At 60.5% G+C, this 19,147-nt stretch carries 13 protein-coding genes, 1 tRNA gene and 1 pseudogene; 10 read left to right on the top strand and 5 right to left on the bottom strand.

Translation table 11 applies throughout. From position 1 onward, the window contains the following. Positions 1-244 precede the first annotated feature (244 nt). The 7 genes from fdnG to PspR84_RS15635 all read left to right on the top strand — a co-directional run bounded on the left by fdnG (position 245) and on the right by PspR84_RS15635 (position 9,317). Positions 245-3,310: a formate dehydrogenase-N subunit alpha gene (gene fdnG, locus PspR84_RS15665; protein WP_160057992.1), complete on the top strand. Its 3,066-nt coding sequence runs from the start codon at positions 245-247 to the stop codon at positions 3,308-3,310. Further along, positions 3,311-4,246: a formate dehydrogenase subunit beta gene (fdxH, locus tag PspR84_RS15660; RefSeq protein WP_160057991.1), complete on the top strand. Its 936-nt coding sequence runs from the start codon at positions 3,311-3,313 to the stop codon at positions 4,244-4,246. Next, on the top strand, positions 4,243-4,908 hold the full coding sequence (locus PspR84_RS15655) for a formate dehydrogenase subunit gamma (RefSeq protein ID WP_150729836.1): 666 nt from the start codon (positions 4,243-4,245) through the stop codon (positions 4,906-4,908). Before fdxH ends, PspR84_RS15655 begins: the two co-directional genes overlap by 4 nt. A gap of 3 nt (positions 4,909-4,911) precedes the next feature. Next, complete coding sequence (gene fdhE / locus PspR84_RS15650) at positions 4,912-5,838, top strand: formate dehydrogenase accessory protein FdhE (protein ID WP_160057990.1); 927 nt, start codon at positions 4,912-4,914, stop codon at positions 5,836-5,838. A gap of 60 nt (positions 5,839-5,898) precedes the next feature. Beyond that, entirely contained in the window at positions 5,899-7,302 is a 1,404-nt protein-coding gene (selA, locus tag PspR84_RS15645; RefSeq protein WP_174244512.1) for an L-seryl-tRNA(Sec) selenium transferase, read from the top strand. Continuing rightward, the gene (gene selB, locus PspR84_RS15640) at positions 7,299-9,215 is read left to right on the top strand and encodes a selenocysteine-specific translation elongation factor (RefSeq protein ID WP_160060099.1); all 1,917 of its coding nucleotides are present in this window, start codon (positions 7,299-7,301) and stop codon (positions 9,213-9,215) included. The genes selA and selB overlap by 4 nt, the downstream gene beginning before the upstream one ends. A gap of 6 nt (positions 9,216-9,221) precedes the next feature. After that, positions 9,222-9,317 (top strand) — tRNA-Sec (locus PspR84_RS15635). A gap of 170 nt (positions 9,318-9,487) precedes the next feature. Here the strand turns inward: PspR84_RS15635 and PspR84_RS15630 are convergent. The 3 genes and pseudogenes from PspR84_RS15630 to PspR84_RS15620 form a co-directional block, all read right to left on the bottom strand. Next, positions 9,488-9,846: pseudogene (locus PspR84_RS15630) on the bottom strand (hypothetical protein). A gap of 437 nt (positions 9,847-10,283) precedes the next feature. Beyond that, positions 10,284-12,032, bottom strand: coding sequence for a phosphoethanolamine transferase CptA (locus PspR84_RS15625; protein WP_160057988.1), 1,749 nt, complete (start codon positions 12,030-12,032; stop codon positions 10,284-10,286). Between the two features lie 211 nt (positions 12,033-12,243). Further along, the gene (locus PspR84_RS15620) at positions 12,244-12,426 is read right to left on the bottom strand and encodes a DUF6026 family protein (RefSeq protein WP_016983768.1); all 183 of its coding nucleotides are present in this window, start codon (positions 12,424-12,426) and stop codon (positions 12,244-12,246) included. A gap of 271 nt (positions 12,427-12,697) precedes the next feature. On the opposite strand from PspR84_RS15620, the gene gnd reads away from it, so the two are divergent. The 3 genes from gnd to PspR84_RS15605 are packed head-to-tail and all read left to right on the top strand — an operon-like array spanning position 12,698 to position 16,016. Continuing rightward, complete coding sequence (gene gnd, locus PspR84_RS15615) at positions 12,698-13,678, top strand: phosphogluconate dehydrogenase (NAD(+)-dependent, decarboxylating) (RefSeq protein WP_160057987.1); 981 nt, start codon at positions 12,698-12,700, stop codon at positions 13,676-13,678. Next, complete coding sequence (gene zwf / locus PspR84_RS15610) at positions 13,675-15,198, top strand: glucose-6-phosphate dehydrogenase (RefSeq protein ID WP_160057986.1); 1,524 nt, start codon at positions 13,675-13,677, stop codon at positions 15,196-15,198. The genes gnd and zwf overlap by 4 nt, the downstream gene beginning before the upstream one ends. Next, positions 15,195-16,016 carry an HAD family hydrolase gene (locus PspR84_RS15605; protein ID WP_160057985.1) on the top strand — a complete coding sequence of 274 codons (822 nt, stop codon included), beginning with the start codon at positions 15,195-15,197 and terminating at the stop codon, positions 16,014-16,016. Before zwf ends, PspR84_RS15605 begins: the two co-directional genes overlap by 4 nt. A 122-nt stretch (positions 16,017-16,138) precedes the next feature. On the opposite strand, the gene nhaB is transcribed toward PspR84_RS15605, so the two are convergent. Together nhaB and PspR84_RS15595 are read right to left on the bottom strand one after the other, a co-directional pair. Beyond that, a complete protein-coding gene (gene nhaB, locus PspR84_RS15600) occupies positions 16,139-17,641 on the bottom strand; it encodes a sodium/proton antiporter NhaB (protein WP_160057984.1) in 1,503 nt (500 codons plus the stop codon). A 74-nt stretch (positions 17,642-17,715) separates the two neighbouring features. Beyond that, complete coding sequence (locus PspR84_RS15595) at positions 17,716-19,017, bottom strand: hypothetical protein (RefSeq protein ID WP_160057983.1); 1,302 nt, start codon at positions 19,015-19,017, stop codon at positions 17,716-17,718. Between the last annotated feature and the right edge of the window lie 130 nt (positions 19,018-19,147).

Genomic DNA, 19,147 nt, shown 5'->3' with positions numbered 1-19,147 from the left:
GTAGGAGCTGCCGAAGGCTGCGATCTTTTGATTTTGTTTTTAAAGAGCAACATCAAAAGATCGCAGCCTTCGGCAGCTCCTACACAGATTCGTGTATTGCCCGACAAACGGCCGACGGTCGGTTTTCACACAGATCGTATGGTCATTGTCTACAGTGAAAAGGTCGGCACGCGTTTGCCGCAACCGTGATTGTCCAGATAAAACCCGGCACCAGTACCGGGTTCCACCTGATCAGGAGTGCACGATGGATCTCAGCCGTCGTCAGTTCTTCAAGGTCGCCGGTATCGGCCTTGCAGGCTCGAGCCTGGGCGCGTTGGGCATGGCCCCGACGCAAGCCTTCGCCGAGCAGGTGCGCCACTTCAAGCTTGCCCACACCCATGAAACCCGCAACACCTGCCCGTATTGCTCGGTCGGTTGCGGTTTGATCATGTACAGCCAGGGCGATACCGCGAAGAACGTAGCGCAAAGCATCATTCACATCGAGGGCGACGCCGACCACCCGGTAAACCGCGGCACCCTCTGCCCGAAAGGCGCAGGCCTGCTCGACTTCATTCACAGCCCCGGCCGCTTGCTCTACCCGCAAACGCGCAAGCCGGGCAGCAGTGAATGGACGCGGATCAGTTGGGACGAAGCGCTCGACCGCATCGTCGACCTGATGAAAGCCGACCGCGACGCCAACTTCATCGAGAAAAATGCCAACGGGCAAACGGTGAATCGCTGGCTGAGCACCGGTTTTCTCGCCGCATCGGCGGCGTCCAACGAAGCCGGTTACATCACCCAGAAGGTGATTCGCAGTCTCGGCATGCTGGGGTTCGATAACCAGGCGCGTGTCTGACACGGCCCGACGGTGGCAAGTCTTGCCCCGACGTACGGCCGTGGTGCCATGACCAATACCTGGACCGATATCGCCAACGCGAATCTGATCCTGGTGATGGGTGGCAACGCAGCAGAAGCGCATCCGTGCGGCTTCAAATGGGTGACCGAGGCCAAAGCGCACAACGCTGCGCGGCTGATCGTGGTTGATCCGCGTTTTACCCGGACCGCTTCGGTGGCCGACTACTACGCGCCGATCCGCACGGGCACCGACATCGCCTTCATGGGCGGCCTGATCAATTACCTGCTGACCGAGGACAAAATCCAGCACGAATACGTGCGCAATTACACCGACGTGTCGTTCATCGTCAAAGCAGGCTACGGCTTCGAAGACGGCATCTTCAGCGGTTACGACGTCGCCAAGCGCAGCTACACCGACAAATCCGGCTGGGGTTACGAGCTGGGTGAGGACGGCTTCGCCAAAGTCGACCCGACCCTGCAAGACCCGCACTGCGTCTATCAATTGATGAAGCAGCATTACAGCCGCTACAACATCGACCTCGCCAGCCAGATCTGCGGCATGCCGGTCGATGCGATGCAGAAAATCTGGGAAGAGATCGCCACTTGCTCGACCCCGGGCAAGACCATGACGATTCTCTACGCCCTCGGCTGGACCCAACACTCGATCGGCGCGCAGATCATTCGCAGCGCGGCGATGGTGCAACTGCTGCTGGGCAACGTCGGCATGCCCGGTGGCGGCGTCAACGCCTTGCGCGGTCACTCGAACATTCAGGGCCTGACCGATCTTGGCTTGCTCTCCAATGCACTGCCGGGCTATCTGACCTTGGGTCAGGACAGCGAGCAGGACTACAACGCCTTCATCCATAAACGCACGCAAGTGCCACTGCGGCCGGGACAACTGTCGTACTGGCAGAACTACAGCAAATTCCACGTCAGCCTGATGAAGTCGTGGTACGGCGCCAACGCCACCGTCGAAAACAATTGGTGCTACGACCATTTGCCGAAGCTCGACATCCCCAACTACGACGTCCTGAAGATGTTCGACCTGATGAGCCAGGGCAAGGTCAACGGCTACTTCTGCCAAGGCTTCAACCCGATCGCTGCGCTGCCGGACAAGAACCGCGTGATGGGCGCACTGGCCAAGCTGAAATGGCTGGTGGTGATGGATCCGCTGGCCACCGAAACCTCGGAGTTCTGGCACAACGTCGGGCCGTACAACGATGTCAAAACCGACGAAATCCAGACCGAAGTCATTCGCCTGCCGACCACGTGTTTTGCCGAAGAGGACGGTTCGCTGGTCAACAGCAGCCGCTGGCTGCAATGGCACTGGAAAGGCGCCGACGGCCCGGGCGAAGCGCAGACCGACATTCGCATCATGAGCGAATTGTTCCTGCGCTTGCGCAAGCGCTATCAGGCCGAGGGCGGCAAATTCCCTGATCCACTGCTGAAACTGACGTGGCCATACAAGATCCCCGACGAGCCTTCGCCGGAAGAACTGGCCAAGGAAATCAACGGCAGCGCCGTGGCTGATTTCACCGATGCCACTGGCGTCGCGGTCAAGGCCGGCTCGCAACTGGCCGGGTTTGGTTTGCTCAAGGATGACGGCAGCACCGCGTCCGGTTGCTGGATCTTCGCCGGCAGCTGGACCGAGGCCGGCAACCAGATGGCCCGCCGCGACAACAGCGATCCGTTCGGCATGCACCAGCATCTGGGCTGGGCGTGGGCCTGGCCGGCCAACCGGCGGATTCTCTACAACCGTGCTTCGGCGGATGTCGCTGGCAAGCCGTGGGACCCGAAAAAGCGTCTGGTCTGGTGGAATGGCAAGGCCTGGGGCGGCACCGATGTGCCGGACTACAAGGCCGATGTACCGCCGGAAGCCGGGATGAACCCGTTCATCATGAACCCCGAAGGCGTGGCGCGGTTCTTCGCCGTCGACAAGATGAACGAGGGGCCATTCCCCGAGCACTACGAGCCGTTCGAAACGCCGATCGGCATCAACCCGCTGCACCCGCAGAACAAGAAAGCCACCAGCAACCCGGCGGCGCGGATCTTCGATTCGGTCTGGGAAACCCTCGGCGAGGCCAAGGACTTCCCGTACGCCGGTACCAGTTACCGGCTCACCGAGCATTTCCACTTCTGGAGCAAGCACTGCAAGTTGAACGCAATTGCCCAACCCGAGCAGTTCGTGGAAATCGGCGAAGTGCTGGCGAAAGAGAAGGGCATTGCTGCCGGAGATCGGGTGCGGGTCAGTTGCAAACGCGGCTTTATCGAGGCGGTGGCGGTGGTGACAAAAAGGATCCGGCCGCTGCAGGTCAACGGCCAGGTCGTGCATCAGATCGGCATCCCGCTGCACTGGGGTTTCACCGGCCTGACGCGTCACGGTTACCTGACCAACACCCTGGTGCCGTTCCTCGGCGATGGCAACACCCAGACCCCGGAATCCAAGTCATTCCTGGTCAACGTGGAGAAACTATAGATGGCCAGCCAAGACATCATTGCCCGCTCGGCCACCACCACGGTGCCGCCGTCGGTGAGGAATCAGGAGGCGGTGGCCAAGCTGATCGACACCACCAAATGCATCGGCTGCAAAGCCTGCCAGGTCGCCTGCTCGGAATGGAACGAGCTGCGCGACGAGGTCGGCCACAACCACGGCACCTACGACAACCCGCAAGACCTGAGCGCGGAAACCTGGACGTTGATGCGCTTCACCGAGCACGAAACCGACGCCGGCAATCTCGAATGGTTGATCCGCAAGGACGGCTGCATGCACTGCGCCGAGCCCGGTTGTCTGGCGGCGTGCCCAAGCCCCGGCGCGATCATCAAGCACGCCAACGGCATCGTCGATTTCGATCAGGATCACTGCATCGGTTGCGGTTATTGCATCACCGGTTGCCCGTTCAACATTCCGCGTATTTCGCAGAAGGATCACAAGGCCTACAAGTGCACCTTGTGTTCGGATCGCGTGGCGGTAGGGCTGGAACCGGCCTGCGTGAAAACCTGCCCGACCGGCGCCATCGTCTTCGGCACCAAGGAAGACATGAAGGAACACGCTGCCGAACGCATTGTCGACCTGAAAAGCCGTGGCTTCGAGAATGCAGGTCTGTATGACCCGGCAGGTGTTGGCGGTACGCACGTGATGTACGTGTTGCACCACGCCGACACGCCAACCATCTACGCCAACCTGCCGCAGGATCCGGCAATCAGTCCGTTGGTGGGCTTGTGGAAAGGCATCAGCAAACCTCTGGGCCTGCTGGCCATGGGCGCGGCGGTGTTGGCCGGGTTCTTCCATTACGTGCGCATCGGCCCGAACCGGGTTGAAGAGGATGAGCATCCGGCGCCACCCGACACCTCGGTGCATGTCGTCGATCCGGCGGTGCACACCTTCGATCCACGCGGCGAGGACCGGTCATGAGCAACAAGACGATCCTGCGTTACACCGCCAACCAGCGCACCAATCACTGGCTGGTGGCGATCCTGTTTTTCATGGCCGGGCTGTCCGGGCTGGCGTTGTTTCATCCGTCGCTGTTCTGGCTGAGCAATCTGTTCGGCGGCGGGCCGTGGACGCGAATTCTGCACCCGTACATGGGCATCGCCATGTTCGTGTTGTTCCTTGGCTTGGTGTTCAGCTTCTGGCGCAGCAATTTCTTCATCGCCAATGACCGGCGGTGGCTGCGACGGATCAATCGGGTGATGGTCAACGACGAGGAAAGCGTGCCGCCGGTGGGTAAATATAACGCCGGGCAAAAGCTGCTTTTCTGGACTTTACTGCTGTGCATGCTCGGTTTGCTGTTCACCGGGCTGGTGATCTGGCGCGCCTGGTTCAGTGCGTATTTCGGCATCACCGTGATTCGCTGGGCGATGCTCCTGCATGCGCTGGCCGGGTTCATTCTGGTGCTGAGCATCATCATTCACATCTACGCCGGGCTGTGGATCAAGGGTTCGGTGGACGCGATGATGCATGGCTGGGTCAGTCGCGCCTGGGCGAAGAAACACCATGAACTGTGGTATCGCGACATCACCCGCGATGAGCGTCAACCAGACGCGCCGGAGCGACCGATCACCAAAAAGGGCTGACTTTTGCCAACCATTCTGGAACCCGGGGAAATCGAAGCGGCGGCCAGTTCGCCGCCGTTTCTGTATCTACCGCCTTCGAATCTGTTTGCGCTGCGGGCTGATCGACTGGAGCAACTGGCCGAGGGGCATGCGCTGGCCGAGTATCTGCGGCTGATTGCCGGATTGTGCCGGGTGCAGCAGCAGGTGTTTGACGATCCGCCGCTGACGGCTCCGTTTGATCAGCAACGGATCGAGGCTTGTCAGCAACATGGTTTGCCGCCGTTTGCGGCTGATACCTTGGTGCGCGAAGAGGGCTGGCAGGCTTATCTCGAAGCTTTGCTGCAGCGTTATGAACCTGATGAACAGCCCGCCGTCATTGAGGCGCTGACAACGTTGCGGGTCGCCAGTCCCGGCCAGTTACGTGCATGGGCCGTGGCGTTGGTCAGTGGCCAATACTCAATGGTGCCGGCGCAACTGGTGCCGTTTCTTGGCGCGGCGCTGCAAGTGGCGTGGAGTCACTGGCTGCTCAGCGCGCCGGACCTGAAACTCAAACCCGGCGACAGCCTCAGCCAATGCCCGGCCTGCGGTTCACCGGCGATGGCCGGGGTGATCCGCCATCGCGGCAAGCACAACGGTTTGCGTTATCTGGTCTGCTCGCTGTGTACCTGTGAATGGCATGTGGTGCGGGTCAAGTGTGTGTATTGCGAGTCGAGCAAGGGCCTTGATTATCTGAGCCTTGAGGATGATCGCCACGCCGCCAATCAGGCGCCGTTAAGGGCGGAGGTCTGTCCGGGTTGTAACAGTTATCTGAAACTGGTGTATCTGGAAAACGATGCCGATGCTGAGGCGTTGTCGGCGGATCTCGGCAGTTTGTTGCTGGACATGCGCCTGGCGCAGGACGGTTATCAGCGCTTGGCGCCTAATCTATTACTGGCCCCCGGAGACGAATGACTACAACGTCTACACTCTTGTTTTTCACTGCGGGGCGCAGTGAACTGTCTCCAGGAGTGGCTGATGTCCCTGCGGTTACCTTCCATTGATGGTTTGTTGCGTCACCCGGCATGTGTGCCTTTGCTTGAGCGTCACGGGCGTGAGTGGTTGCTGGCGAGTTTGCGGCAATTGCTCGATGAACTGCGGCCCAGCGTGTTGAACGGGCAATTATCAGCCGTCGAAATCAGCCCCGAAGTACTCGCCGGCCGTGTCGGGGAACGCTTGGCCCAGCAACAACGCAGCAACGTACGCCGAGTCTTCAACCTCACCGGCACCGTCCTGCACACCAACCTCGGCCGCGCCTTGTTGCCGGACGAAGCCATCGATGCGGTGCAAATGGCTGCGCGTTATCCGCTCAATCTGGAATTCGATCTGGCCAGTGGCAAACGCGGCGATCGCGATGACCTGATCGAAGGCCTGATCCGCGAACTGACCGGCGCCGAAGCCGTCACGGTGGTCAACAACAATGCCGCCGCCGTGCTGCTGACGCTGAACAGTCTGGGCGCGCGCAAGGAAGGCATCATTTCCCGTGGCGAGCTGATCGAAATCGGCGGCGCCTTCCGCATTCCCGACATCATGGCCCGCGCTGGCGTGCGCCTGCACGAAGTGGGCACGACCAATCGCACCCATGCTCGTGACTATGAAGCGGCGATCAGCCCACGCAGCGGTTTGATCATGCGTGTGCATGCGAGCAACTACAGCATCGAAGGTTTTACCGCTCGGGTGCCGACGGCTGAGCTGGCCGACTTGGCGCATCGACATGGCTTGCCGTCGCTGGAGGATCTGGGCAGCGGCAGTCTGTTGGATCTGACTCGTTGGGGGTTGCCGGCAGAGCCGACGGTGCGTCAGGCGCTGCTGGATGGCGCCGATATCGTCACTTTCAGTGGCGACAAGTTGCTTGGCGGCCCGCAGGCCGGGTTGATCGTCGGGCGTAAAGAGCTGATCGCAAAGATCAAGAAGAACCCGCTGAAACGCGCGCTGCGGGTGGACAAATTGACCTTGGCGGCGCTGGAGGCGGTGCTGGGGTTGTACCGCGATCCGGATCGCCTCGCAGAACGTCTGCCGAGTTTGCGTCTGCTGACCCGTCCGCAAGCTGACATCTTCATCCAGGCTTCACGGTTGCAACCGGCGTTGGCTGAAGTCTTGGGTTCGCTGTGGCAGGTCAGCGCAGTTGACGCCTTGGGCATGATCGGCAGCGGCAGCCAACCGGTGGCGCGTTTGCCGAGTGCGGCGCTGTGCATACGTCCGCAGGTGTCGAAGCGTTTGCGCGGTCGCTTTCTGCTTAATCTGGAAGCGGCGCTGCGCGCCTTGCCGATCCCGGTGCTTGGTCGTATCGATGACGATGCGCTGTGGCTCGATCTGCGCCAGCTCGACGATGAACCGGCATGGCTCGCGCAGTTGCCGCAGTTGCAGGTCGAACCGTGATCGTCGGCACGGCAGGGCACATCGACCACGGCAAGACTTCGCTACTGCAAGCCCTGACCGGACAAACTGGCGACCGTCGCCCGCAGGAGCGCGAGCGGGGGATGACCATCGACCTTGGCTATCTCTATGCCGAACTTGAACCCGGCGCCGGCTTGACCGGGTTTATCGACGTGCCCGGCCACGAGAAATTCACCCACAACATGCTCGCCGGCGCACAGGGCATTGATCTGGTGTTGCTGGTGGTCGCCGCAGATGACGGCGTGATGCCGCAGACCCGCGAGCATCTGGCGATTGTCGAATTGCTCGGCATTCCGCGCGCTTTGGTGGCGATCAGCAAATGCGACCGGGCCGAGGCGGGCAGGGTGGAAGAGGTGCAGCGGCAGGTGCTGGACCTGCTCGCTCCGGGGCCGTTTGACGAGGCGCCGATCCTAACCGTGTCGAGCCTGAGCGGGCAGGGCGTTGATGGGTTACGCCAGTTGTTGCTACAGACGCAAAGTGAAGTGCATGAACGCAGCCGTGAAGGTGGTTTTCGCCTGGCCATCGACCGCGCGTTCAGCGTCGCCGGCGCGGGGATTGTGGTCACCGGCACGGCGTTGTCGGGCGCGGTGGCCATCGGCGACAAACTCAGCCTCGGGCCATCCGGGAAAACCGTGCGAGTGCGCGGCTTGCATGCGCAGAATCAGCCCGCCGAACAGGCCTTCGCCGGCCAGCGAGTGGCGTTGAACCTGACCGGCGAACGCCTCGAACTGGCGCAGATCCATCGCGGCCAGTGGCTGCTGAGCGAATGGCTACACGCGCCGACGCAACGGGTCGATATCGACTTTCATCTATTGCCCGGTGAACGCACCTTCGAACACTTTCACCCGGTGCATGTGCACCTCGGCACGCAAGATGTCGTCGCTCGGGTGGCCTTGCTCGAAGGGCCGCGCTTGAGTGCCGGTGAGCGCATGTTTGCGCAACTGCTGATCAATGCGCCGGTGCACGCGGTGAAGGGCGATCGGCTGATCCTGCGCGACCAGAGCGCGCAACGCACCTTGGGCGGCGGACAGGTGCTTGACCCGTTCGCCCCGGCGCGACAACGTCGCAGCCCCGAACGTCTCGCGCAACTGCGCGCCTTGGTTTCGGGCGACGAGTTCGAACAGGTCCTGCCCGTGTTGCTCAACTACAGCGCGGGCGGCCTCGATCCGCTGAGGCTCGAACGTCAGTTCAATCGCCCGTGCGCAACCTGGTCGTTAGCGGAAAACGTGCGCCTGATCGACACCCGCCAAGGCCCGCTGCTGTTCAATGTGCAACGCTGGGCGCAATTGAAATTCACCCTGTTGGAACAACTGGCGCAGTTCCATGAACTGGAGCCCGACCAGATGGGCCCGGACCGCGATCGCTTGCGGCGCTTCAGTGGGTTGGCGCTGGAGCGTGCGACGTTTGTCAGTTTGCTGGATGAATTGCTCACGGCCGGATCGATTCAGGCGAGCGGGCCGTGGCTGCATTTGCCGGATCATCAGGTGCGTCTGAATGCCGAGGACGAAAGCCTCTGGCTGGAATTACAAACGTTGTTCGAACAGGCCGGTTTCGACCCGCCGTGGGTGCGCGACATCGCGAAAATGCTCGGCCAGGACGACGCCGTGGTACGCCTGCTGCTGCGCAAACTGGCCCGGCTAGGTCTGATGCATCAAGTGGTGCGCGACCTGTTCTTGAGTGATGTGCAACTGCGCCAAATGGCCGAAGTGCTGGTCAACCTCGCCAAGGAAAATCCGCAGATCCAGGTGACAACCTTTCGCGATGCGCTAGGCTTGGGACGCAAACGCTGCATTCAGTATCTGGAATATTTCGACCGCGTCGGCCTGACCCGACGCCTCGGCGAATCCCGCCAGATCCGCCCCGACAACGCGCTGGCCAACGCCTGCGCACAATGAGTTCAAGGAAGGCAATCGCGCCCGGTGGCGCGGCCGGGCTTCAAACCCGGTTGGGGACGGCATCCGTTCCCGGGCAGGTTCGACTCCGGCTGCCTTCCGCCAGTTTTTCCTTCGGATCTCCCCGATCCAGTGTGGGAGCGAGCAGGCTCGCTCCCGCAAATTCGGCGGTGGAACCGCGCCCGCGTGAGCGACACGAATCCCTGTGGGAGCGAGCCTGCTCGCGAAGGCGTCGGCACTGCCGGCGCCTTACTCGGAGTCTGTCGCGAGGCCCGCTACTGCGGCAACTCCAGATTATCCATCACCGATTCACCGCCAGCTCGCCGAGCATGATCAACTGCGCGATCCCCAACAGCGTCCTGCGCTGCGATGCCGGTATCAGATGGGCGAAGTCATGGGCGATGGTTCTGTCTGAGGCGAGTGTTTCGCTGGCATCGGCCAGCAGTTCCTCGTTTTTGAAGTCTGCGGTGACGGCGTACATCCTGCGGGTCTTGCGTGGCGGTGGCGTGGAGCCGGGTGGGCAGAGGTAGTGATCGAGCGCGCGCTCGGCGGCGTCGTTGAGCTTTTTTGAATCGAGGGATTCGTAGGGGGAGGCGAGGTCGGTTTCGGGCGGGTTGGGTGTTGGTTTGATCATGGTAAAGCTCCTTGAGATGTGGAGCCGTCATCCATCGCTGCTAAACGGATAGGGTGGCGGCTGTACGCGGGTTAGCAGACCAGGCTCAAGGATCCCGGCGCACCGAAGTGCCCCACGCAAAGCCGCCATAACGTAATGGCGGGACTCGCGAGCCTTGAAAATTGCCGAGCTGCTAAACCCGATCGCTGATTCGTCAGCGACCGACTCACAATAGAACCCGCCCCCAAGGCGCACAAGCCGGCGGATTCTGGCGTAGCTGTAGGCAAAGGCGCAAGAATTTGTAGCCTCAGAGACGTGTCTGGAGGTGTCTTTTAAACATTCCAGTTTAAAACGCGAAAAGTCGCGCGAATCTCTGGGGGAAAGGTGGTCTGTCCCTGATAACGCACTTCGCTTGCGGTGGACATGAAAAAAGGGGCCGTTTCCGGCCCCTTCTGGTTTTACTGCTGCGCGACACCCGCCGGTGCTGCGTCGGGCTTTTTCGGCTTCATCAAACTGAAGTCGATCAGCGCGCGCTGTTCAGTCTGGTACGGATCGCCGATCAGCAATGGCCGCGCCTTGAAGCTGTCGCTGACCAGACTCTTGCTGTGGTCGAGTTCATCGAAGCTCAATCCGGCGAGGTCGGCCCAGGTGTGGATCAGGTGCGAGCTGCTGTAGGGGCGATCGAGATCACCGGCGAAGTTCCAGTCATGGTTGGCTTTCCACTTCGGTGATGCCCAGGCCATGAACGGGATGGTGTACATCGGCGCGGTCGGTTTGTTTTCGTTGCGGCCCAGGGTCTTGTGGCCCACCGAGTCGAACACGTCTTCACCGTGGTCGGAGAGGTACAGCAGGAAGCCGTTCGGATCGGATTTGGCGTAGTCCTTGATCAGGCTCGACACGACGAAGTCGTTGTACAGCACGGCGTTGTCGTAGCTGTTGTAGGTCGGTACCTGATCATCACGCACACCCGGTGGCACGCCGTTTCGATCCTGAAACTTGTCGAACGTCGGCGGATAGCGGTACTGGTAGCTCATGTGCGTGCCGAGCAAATGCACGACGATCAGCTTGCGCGGTGCCGCGTCAGCCAGCGCCTTGTTGAACGGCTCGATCACGTCGCCATCGTATTGCGCGGCGTTCTGGTTGCGGTTGTTGTTCAGGTACACCTGCTCGTCGGCCTGCTCGGAGAAGGTCGTGAGCATGGTGTTGCGCTTGGTCATGGTCTGCTGGTTGGTGATCCAGAAGGTTTTGTAACCGGCCTGTTTCATCATGCTGACCAGCGACGGCGTCGACAGGTACAGATCCGGATGCTCTTCGTCAGCGAAGGTCAGGACCTGCTGCAGCGCCTCGATTGTGTACGGACGTGGAGTGACGACGTTGTCGAACACTGCCAGTTGATCCTTGAGCTTGTCCAGTTCCGGCGTGGTGTTGCGCTGATAGCCGTAGAGGCTCATGCGCTGACGGTTGGTCGATTCGCCGATCACCAGCACAAGGGTCTTCGGTTGATCGGCCGAGGCGTCCTGAAGGTTTTTCAGCGGCGGGATCTTGCTGACGTTGTGCAGCATGCCCTGCATGTCGGCGAGGGTTTCCTGGTAACGGTGGTAGGCCACGACCATCTGCCATGGCACGGCCGGCTCAATGCGGGTTTCGAATTTTTCGAAGCCTTGGGCGAAGGTGCCCATGCGCAGCGTTTGTTTGACCAGCGGATAGCCGATTACGGCAATCAGAATTGCCATTGCTGCGACGAATGCGCGGCCACGGGGCATGTACACCGGGCGCAGACGCGTCCACAGGAAGTAAGCGAAGGCGGTGTGTGCGAGGAACGCCGGCACCATCCACCAGGCAAAGTACTGGGTCATGTACTCGCCGGCTTCAGAGATGTTCGACTCGAACATGATGAAGATGACGCTCTGGGAGAATTCCTGCTCATAGATGAAGAAATAACCCAGGCTGGCCATCGAGCAGGCCCACAGCACCAAGCCAATGATGGCGGCGAGCAGTTTGGTGCGCTTGGGGAACAGCAACATCGGTGCCAGCCAGATCGCGCTCATGACGAACGCCTGACGGAACCCGGTGAAGCCGGAGGTACCAGTCAGTTGGATCAGCAGTTGGGTGATACCCGAGAAGTACCAGAAGAATACAAACAGCCAGAGAAAACCGGCCCAGTCGAAACCTGTCGCAGTCGTTTTGCTGCGTTTGAACAATGCCATTCGGCGCTCCAGCTCACTCGTTACAACCACCGCCGGAACATCCATGAAACCGACGAACGAAAGCCGTACGCGCAGGTACGGCCAGAATGGGGCGGAGTATTACGAAGAGAATGTGAAAAGTTTGTTAGTTGCCGCTTTTTGGCTTTCGCCCGGCGGGCAGGGGTGCATCATGTCGGGAACAGCGGCGGCCGTTCCCGAATCAGGCGGGGGATCAGGCGTGGGGGTGACGCTGAACGACCGGCAAAGGTTGCGGTTGCGCACCTTGGGTCAAGAGGCGCAGCTGCGCCAGTTCCTGCTTCAACTGGTCACGTTCGTCTTTCAACTGACGCAATTCATCGCGACGGATTGTCACGTACAGGGTTTGTGGCGGCATTGCTGTGTGTACTGTGCCCATTGCTCACCTCGCAAATGGCGTGCATCAAATGTAAGGCCCCCGCTCTGGGGTGCTGACTTACTATCGGCGCCGATTTTGATTTCTTTTGCCTGGGAATGGAACTTTTTTATTTTTCAGGGTCGGTGTGTCTTCTGCATGATTCGGGGCGTTATCAGTCTGGATCGGGCACAATGCCCGGAAACTTCATCGCAACGCTCTGGACTAACCTCCATCAGTCGCGTTGGGCTATAACCAATGACACACATTTATTTGTAGTAAGGAGCATCAGCACATGCAACTCGGGATTATTGGACTGGGCCGCATGGGCGGCAATATTGCGCGACGTCTGATGCTCAACGGTCACACCACCGTTGTTTACGACCGCAATACCGCTTTCATCGATAACCTGGTCGCCGAGGGCTCCACCGGCGTCGCCGACTTGCCGGCACTGGTTGCCGGCCTTGCCAAGCCGCGTGCGGTCTGGGTCATGTTGCCGGCCGGCGCGCCAACCGAAGACACCATCAACACCCTGAGCGCTTTGCTCGAAGCCGGCGATACCATCATCGACGGCGGCAACACCAACTATAAGGATGATATCCGCCGGGCCAGGACCCTGGCCGAAAAGGGCCTGCACTACATCGACGTCGGCACCTCCGGAGGCGTTTGGGGCCTGGAGCGCGGCTATTGCATGATGATCGGCGGCGACGCTGAAACCGTGCAGCGCCTCGATCCGCTGTTCGCCGCACTGGCACCGGGCATGGGTGACATCCCGCGCACCAAGGATCGCAAGTCCGACGACCACCGCGCCGAACACGGCTACATCCACGCCGGTCCCGCCGGTGCCGGTCACTTTGTGAAGATGATTCACAACGGTATCGAGTACGGCATGATGGCCGCGTTCGCCGAGGGCTTCGACATCCTCAAGACCAAGTCCAGCGAGCGCCTGCCGGAAGATCAGCGTTTTGATCTGAACGTGGCCGATATCGCTGAAGTGTGGCGTCGTGGCAGCGTGGTGTCGTCGTGGTTGCTCGATCTGACCGCCGATGCGCTGGCCAGCGATCCGAAGCTTGACGGCTACTCCGGCTCTGTTGCGGACAGCGGCGAAGGTCAATGGACCATCGAGGCGGCCATGGAACAAGCGGTGCCGGTACCGGTGCTGTCGAACTCGCTGTTCTCGCGCTACCGCTCGCGCGGTCAGGGCACCTTTGGCGACAAGATTCTTTCGGCCCAGCGCTTCGGCTTCGGCGGCCACGTGGAGACACCGAAGAAATGACCCATACGATCCGCAGAAAATCCAAGGCAGAACCCGCACCACCGACCACGCTGTTTTTGTTCGGTGCCCACGGCGACCTGGTCAAGCGCTTGCTGATGCCGGCGCTGTACAACCTCAGTCGCGACGGCTTGCTTGACGAAAATCTGCGGATCGTCGGCGTTGACCACAACGCCATTACCGATGAAGCCTTCGCGCAGAAGCTCGAAGACTTCATCCGTACCGAAGTGGCGGCCAAGGTCGGCAAGGGCGATCAGATGCTTGATCCGGTCTTGTGGGCCAAGCTCGCCAAAGGTATCAGCTACGTCCAGGGCGACTTCCTCGACGACAGCACTTATTCCGCGCTGGCGGCGAAGATCGCCGACAGCGGCACTGGCAATGCGGTGTTCTACCTGGCCACCGCGCCGCGTTTCTTCAGTGAAGTGGTGCGCCGACTGGGCGCCGCGAAACTGCTCGAAGAAACCCCGGAAGCGTTCAGAAGGGTGGTGATCGAGAAGCCGTTCGGCTCCGATCTGCAAACCGCCGAAGCGCTGAACGCCTGTTTGCTCAAGGTGATGTCCGAGAAGCAGATCTATCGGATCGACCATTATCTGGGCAAGGAAACCGTGCAGAACATTCTGGTCAGCCGGTTCTCCAACAGCCTCTTCGAAGCGTTCTGGAACAACCATTACATCGACCACGTGCAGATCACCGCCGCGGAAACCGTCGGTGTCGAAACCCGTGGCAGTTTTTACGAACACACCGGTGCACTGCGCGACATGGTGCCCAATCACCTGTTCCAGTTGCTCGCCATGGTTGCCATGGAACCACCGGCGGCATTCGGCGCGGATGCGGTTCGCGGCGAGAAGGCCAAAGTGATTGGCGCGATTCGTCCGTGGACCACTGAAGAGGCGCGGGCCAACTCGGTGCGCGGTCAGTACAGTGCCGGCGAAGTCGACGGCAAAGCGCTGAACGGCTATCGCCAAGAGCCTAACGTTTCGCCTGACAGCAGCACCGAAACCTACGTCGCGCTGAAAGTGATGATCGACAACTGGCGTTGGGTCGGCGTGCCGTTCTACCTGCGCACCGGCAAGCGTATGAGTGTGCGCGACACCGAGATCGTCATCTGCTTCAAACCGGCGCCGTACGCGCAGTTCCGTGACACTGAAGTCGACGAATTACAGCCGACGTACCTGCGTATCCAGATCCAGCCCAACGAAGGCATGTGGTTCGACCTGCTGGCCAAGCGGCCGGGGCCGGCGTTGAACATGGCCAACATCGAACTGGGTTTTGCTTACAAAGACTTTTTCGAGATGCAGCCGTCGACCGGTTACGAAACCCTGATCTACGACTGCCTGACCGGCGATCAGACGCTGTTCCAGCGTGCCGACAACATCGAGAACGGTTGGCGCGCCGTGCAACCGTTCCTCGACGCCTGGCAACAGGACGCCAGCGTGCAGACTTATGCCGCTGGTGAAGACGGTCCGCAAGCCGCCGAAGATCTGCTGACTCGCGATGGTCGCGTCTGGCATGGCCTCGGATGAGTGACGTGCCGAAACAACCTGTGCGTTTTCTGCTCAGCGACATGGACGGCACACTGTTGCTGCCGGATCACACGCTGAGTCAGCGCACCATTGACGCGGTGCGTGCGCTGCGTGAGGCCGGCGTGCTGTTCAGTCTCGCCACCGGGCGACCGCCGAAAGCCATGCTGCAGCAGATCGAAGCCTTGGGCGTTGATTTGCCGACGGCAGCGTTCAATGGCGGCACGATCGTCAATCCGGACGGCAGTTTGCTGGTTGCACATTATCTGCCGGCCACCACCGCGCTCATTGCGCTGGCAACGTTTGCCGATCAACCGGACGTGGAAATCTGGGTGTTCAGCGGCGGCGACTGGCTGCTCAAGGATCCGCACGGGCCGATGGTGCCGCGAGAACAGCATGGCCTCGGTTATCCGCCGGTTGTGGTCGAGAGTTTCGAACCGTATCTGGAGCGCATCGACAAGATCGTGGCCACCAGCAACAACACTGAACTGTTGATCGAACTGGAGGCGCGACTGTTGCCCAAGGTTAACGGCATGGCGCAAGTATCGCGTTCCCAACCCGTGTATCTCGACGTGACCGCGCTGGAAGCCAACAAAGGCACCGCACTGGCGACCCTGGCCGAGCATCTCGGTATCCCGCTGGAGCAGACGGCGGCCATCGGCGATGGCGGCAACGACCCGGCAATGTTCCATTGCGCAGGCTTGTCGATCGCCATGGGCCAAGCGGAGGAGGCAGTAAAACGTCAAGCCGACGTGGTTACCGCGCCCAACACCGAAGACGGCGTGGCCCAAGCGATCAAAAAATACATCCTCCCTCACTGACACCCCATAACCAAATGTGGGAGCGAGCCTGTTCGCGAAAGCGGTGCGTCATTCAACGAATCTGTTGTCTGACACTCCCTCTTCGCGAGCAAGCTCGCTCCCACAGGTTTATTCTGTGCTTGTCAGAGCCAGTAGCTGACGGCATACCAGCCCAACAACCCCATCACGAAGGTGTACGGCAACGCCATCCACACCATCCGCCCGTACGACAAGCGCACCAGCGGCGCAATCGCCGAAGTCAGCAGGAACAGAAACGCAGCCTGACCATTCGGCGTCGCCACGCTTGGCAGGTTGGTGCCGGTGTTGATCGCGATTGCCAGTGTCTCGAAATGCTCGCGGCTCATGTGCCCGGCGAGGAACGCCTGTTTCACTTCGGTGATGTAGATCGTGGCGACAAACACGTTGTCACTGATCGCCGACAACAGGCCGTTGGCAATAAACAGCATGCCCGGTTGTTGCTCGACGGGCAGCGCCAGCACCCACTGGATCAACGGCGCGAACAGCTGCTGATCATGAATCACCGCGACCACCGCAAAAAACACCACCAGCAATGCGGTGAACGGCATGGCGTCCTTGAATGCACTGCCCAGACGATGCTCGTCGGTGATGCCGGTAAACGCGGTGATCAACACAATCACCATCAAACCAATCAGGCCGACTTCAGCGATGTGAAAGGCCAGGCAGCCGATCAGGATCAATGCCGCCGCGCCTTGCACCAGCAGCGCAGCGCGTTGGCGAGCTGTGCGCTCGGCGTTGTCTTCGGCGGCGTAGTTGGCCAGCACGGCGCGAACGTTGTCCGGCAGCAGCGTGCCGTAACCGAACCAACGCAGTTTCTCCAGCAGCACACAGGTGACCAGACCCGCTGCCAGCACTGGCAACGAAACCGGTGCAACCTTGGTGAAAAACTCGCCGAAGTGCCAGCCCATTTCATGGCCGATCAGCAGGTTCTGCGGCTCGCCCACCAGTGTGCACACGCCACCCAGAGCCGTACCGACAGCGCCGTGCATCAACAGACTGCGCAGGAAGGCGCGGAATTGTTCCAGGTCGTCGTGATGCAGTATCGGCAGATTCTGGTCGTCGCCAAACTCGCTGTCCTGGCGCGGATCATTGCCGGACGCGACGCGGTGATAGACGGAATAGAAACCGACCGCCGCACTGATTATCACAGCGGTCACTGTCAGAGCATCGAGAAACGCCGACAGAAACGCCGAAAGAAAGCAGAACATCAACGCCAGCGCCGCTTTTGAACGCACTCCCAGCAGCAGCCGCGAGAACAGAAACAGCAGCAGGTCTTTCATGAAATAGATGCCCGCCACCATGAACATCAGCAGCAGGATCACCGGGAAGTTGTGCACCAGCTCATCGTAAAGTGCCTGCGGTGTAGTCATCTTCAACAGTAGCGCTTCGATCAACAACAAGCCGCCGGGCATCAGCGGATAGCACTTGAGCGCCATCGCCAGGGTGAAGATGAATTCGATCACCAGCAGCCAGCCGGCCGCGACCGGGCCAACCGTGAACAGCACCAGCGCATTGAGGATCAGAAAACCGACGATGGTCGCCTTGTACCAGCGTGGCGATTGCCCGAGAAAATTGTGCGCGAACGCCTGGGCCATTGAACCGGACATCGGTTGCTCCTTGTTTTATCGAAGCGCGCAAGTTGCCGGATGCGTTACGGAAGATCAAGTACAGTCCGTGTTTTTCAATGGTTCAGGTAACGCGCGACCATCGCTCGGTAGTTGCCATCCAGCGAATAACCGCCGACAAGGATCGCGTCATCCGCCTGCAGAGCCAGCGAATTAGCCGTGTCGAGGCTGCGCCCCAAACGCGTGCGCAACCAGCCTTTGCCGTCGCCGAAGCTGTGGTCCAGGCAGCCATCACTCAAGTATCGCGCAACGATAAAATCCGCCTCGATTCCACCAATGGTTGCACCGACCGCGATAATGCGGCCGTCCGCCATGCGCTGCGCGGCGCTCCATTGGCAGCCACTGGGGCCGATTTCCAATAATTGTGGCTGGCCGCCATGGTTGTGCAGGTTGGGGCGACCGTTTGTGTGCGGGCTGAATGCCAGACAGCGAATCGGGTCGCGACTGCTGCCGAAACAGTGCAGTGCATCTGAGGTTTCAATCACCTGACTGACCTGAGCACTTTTACCGTGCGCCTTGAAGGCCATGAAGCCGTCCACGGCGAAACGCTCGTCGAGGCGGCCGTCGGGCAGGTAGCGCGCCAACAGACCTTCCTGCGGAAAGTCGATGGAACCTGCCACCACAATCCGCCCGTCCTTTTGCAGTATCAGGCTGCTGAGCCAGGTATTGAGCAGCAAGTGGCGAATCATCACAAAGCCACGGCCATTAAAGGTTTCATCGAGGCGGCCATCGGGCTTGAGGCGAATCAGCATGCCGGCATGGTCGGCGAGTTCGAAGTGGTGATTGGCGATCAGCAGAATATGCCCGTCGTCCTGCACGACGAAGTCGCAGGCTTCGGCGCCCGATACGCCCGGCGGTAGCCAGCTGTCGCGGCTGCCCATGGACAAATCACCCGCCAGGCGCACCACCTGGCGACCATTGTCACCGAAGCGCAGATCCGGTTTGCCCTGTGCATCGAACAAGGCCAGCGCCGGTAGGGTGCGATGAGTGTTTTCATAGTGCAGGCCGGCGAGCAGGATGCGCCCGTCGGGCAGTGCCTGGACTTTGCCGGCGGTGGCTTCGAAGCCAGGGGCGAAGGCATCGATCACGCTGCCTTGAACACCGAAGGACAGATCGGCGGAGCCATCGGCGAGCATGCGGGCCAGTCCGAATCGGCTGCCGGCGGTGACGCCGACTTTCGCTGCGACGAGAATGCGACCCAGGGCATCGACGGCGACATCCTCCGTCAGGCTCGACACGCTGCGAGCGAAATACACTTGGGCAACGCCAGTCCCGGCAAATGTCCTGTCGAGTTGACCGGTCCGGTTCAATAACGTCGTTGATAACGCCGGGAGCGTAAAAGTGTTCAGAGTGGACATGCACGCATCTCCTTGCGAGTTGACCCGTACCGGGAACCGGGCGGGTAACTGCATGAGCGAAACATTCAATCCCTGAACCGGGAGAAGTACAACTGGAAGAACTAACAGGTGGAGGGTCGCACTGTGCCAG

It is taken from the genome of Pseudomonas sp. R84 (assembly GCF_009834515.1).
Classification (GTDB): Bacteria; Pseudomonadota; Gammaproteobacteria; order Pseudomonadales; family Pseudomonadaceae; genus Aquipseudomonas.
This window is presented reverse-complemented; position numbering and strand designations above follow the sequence as displayed.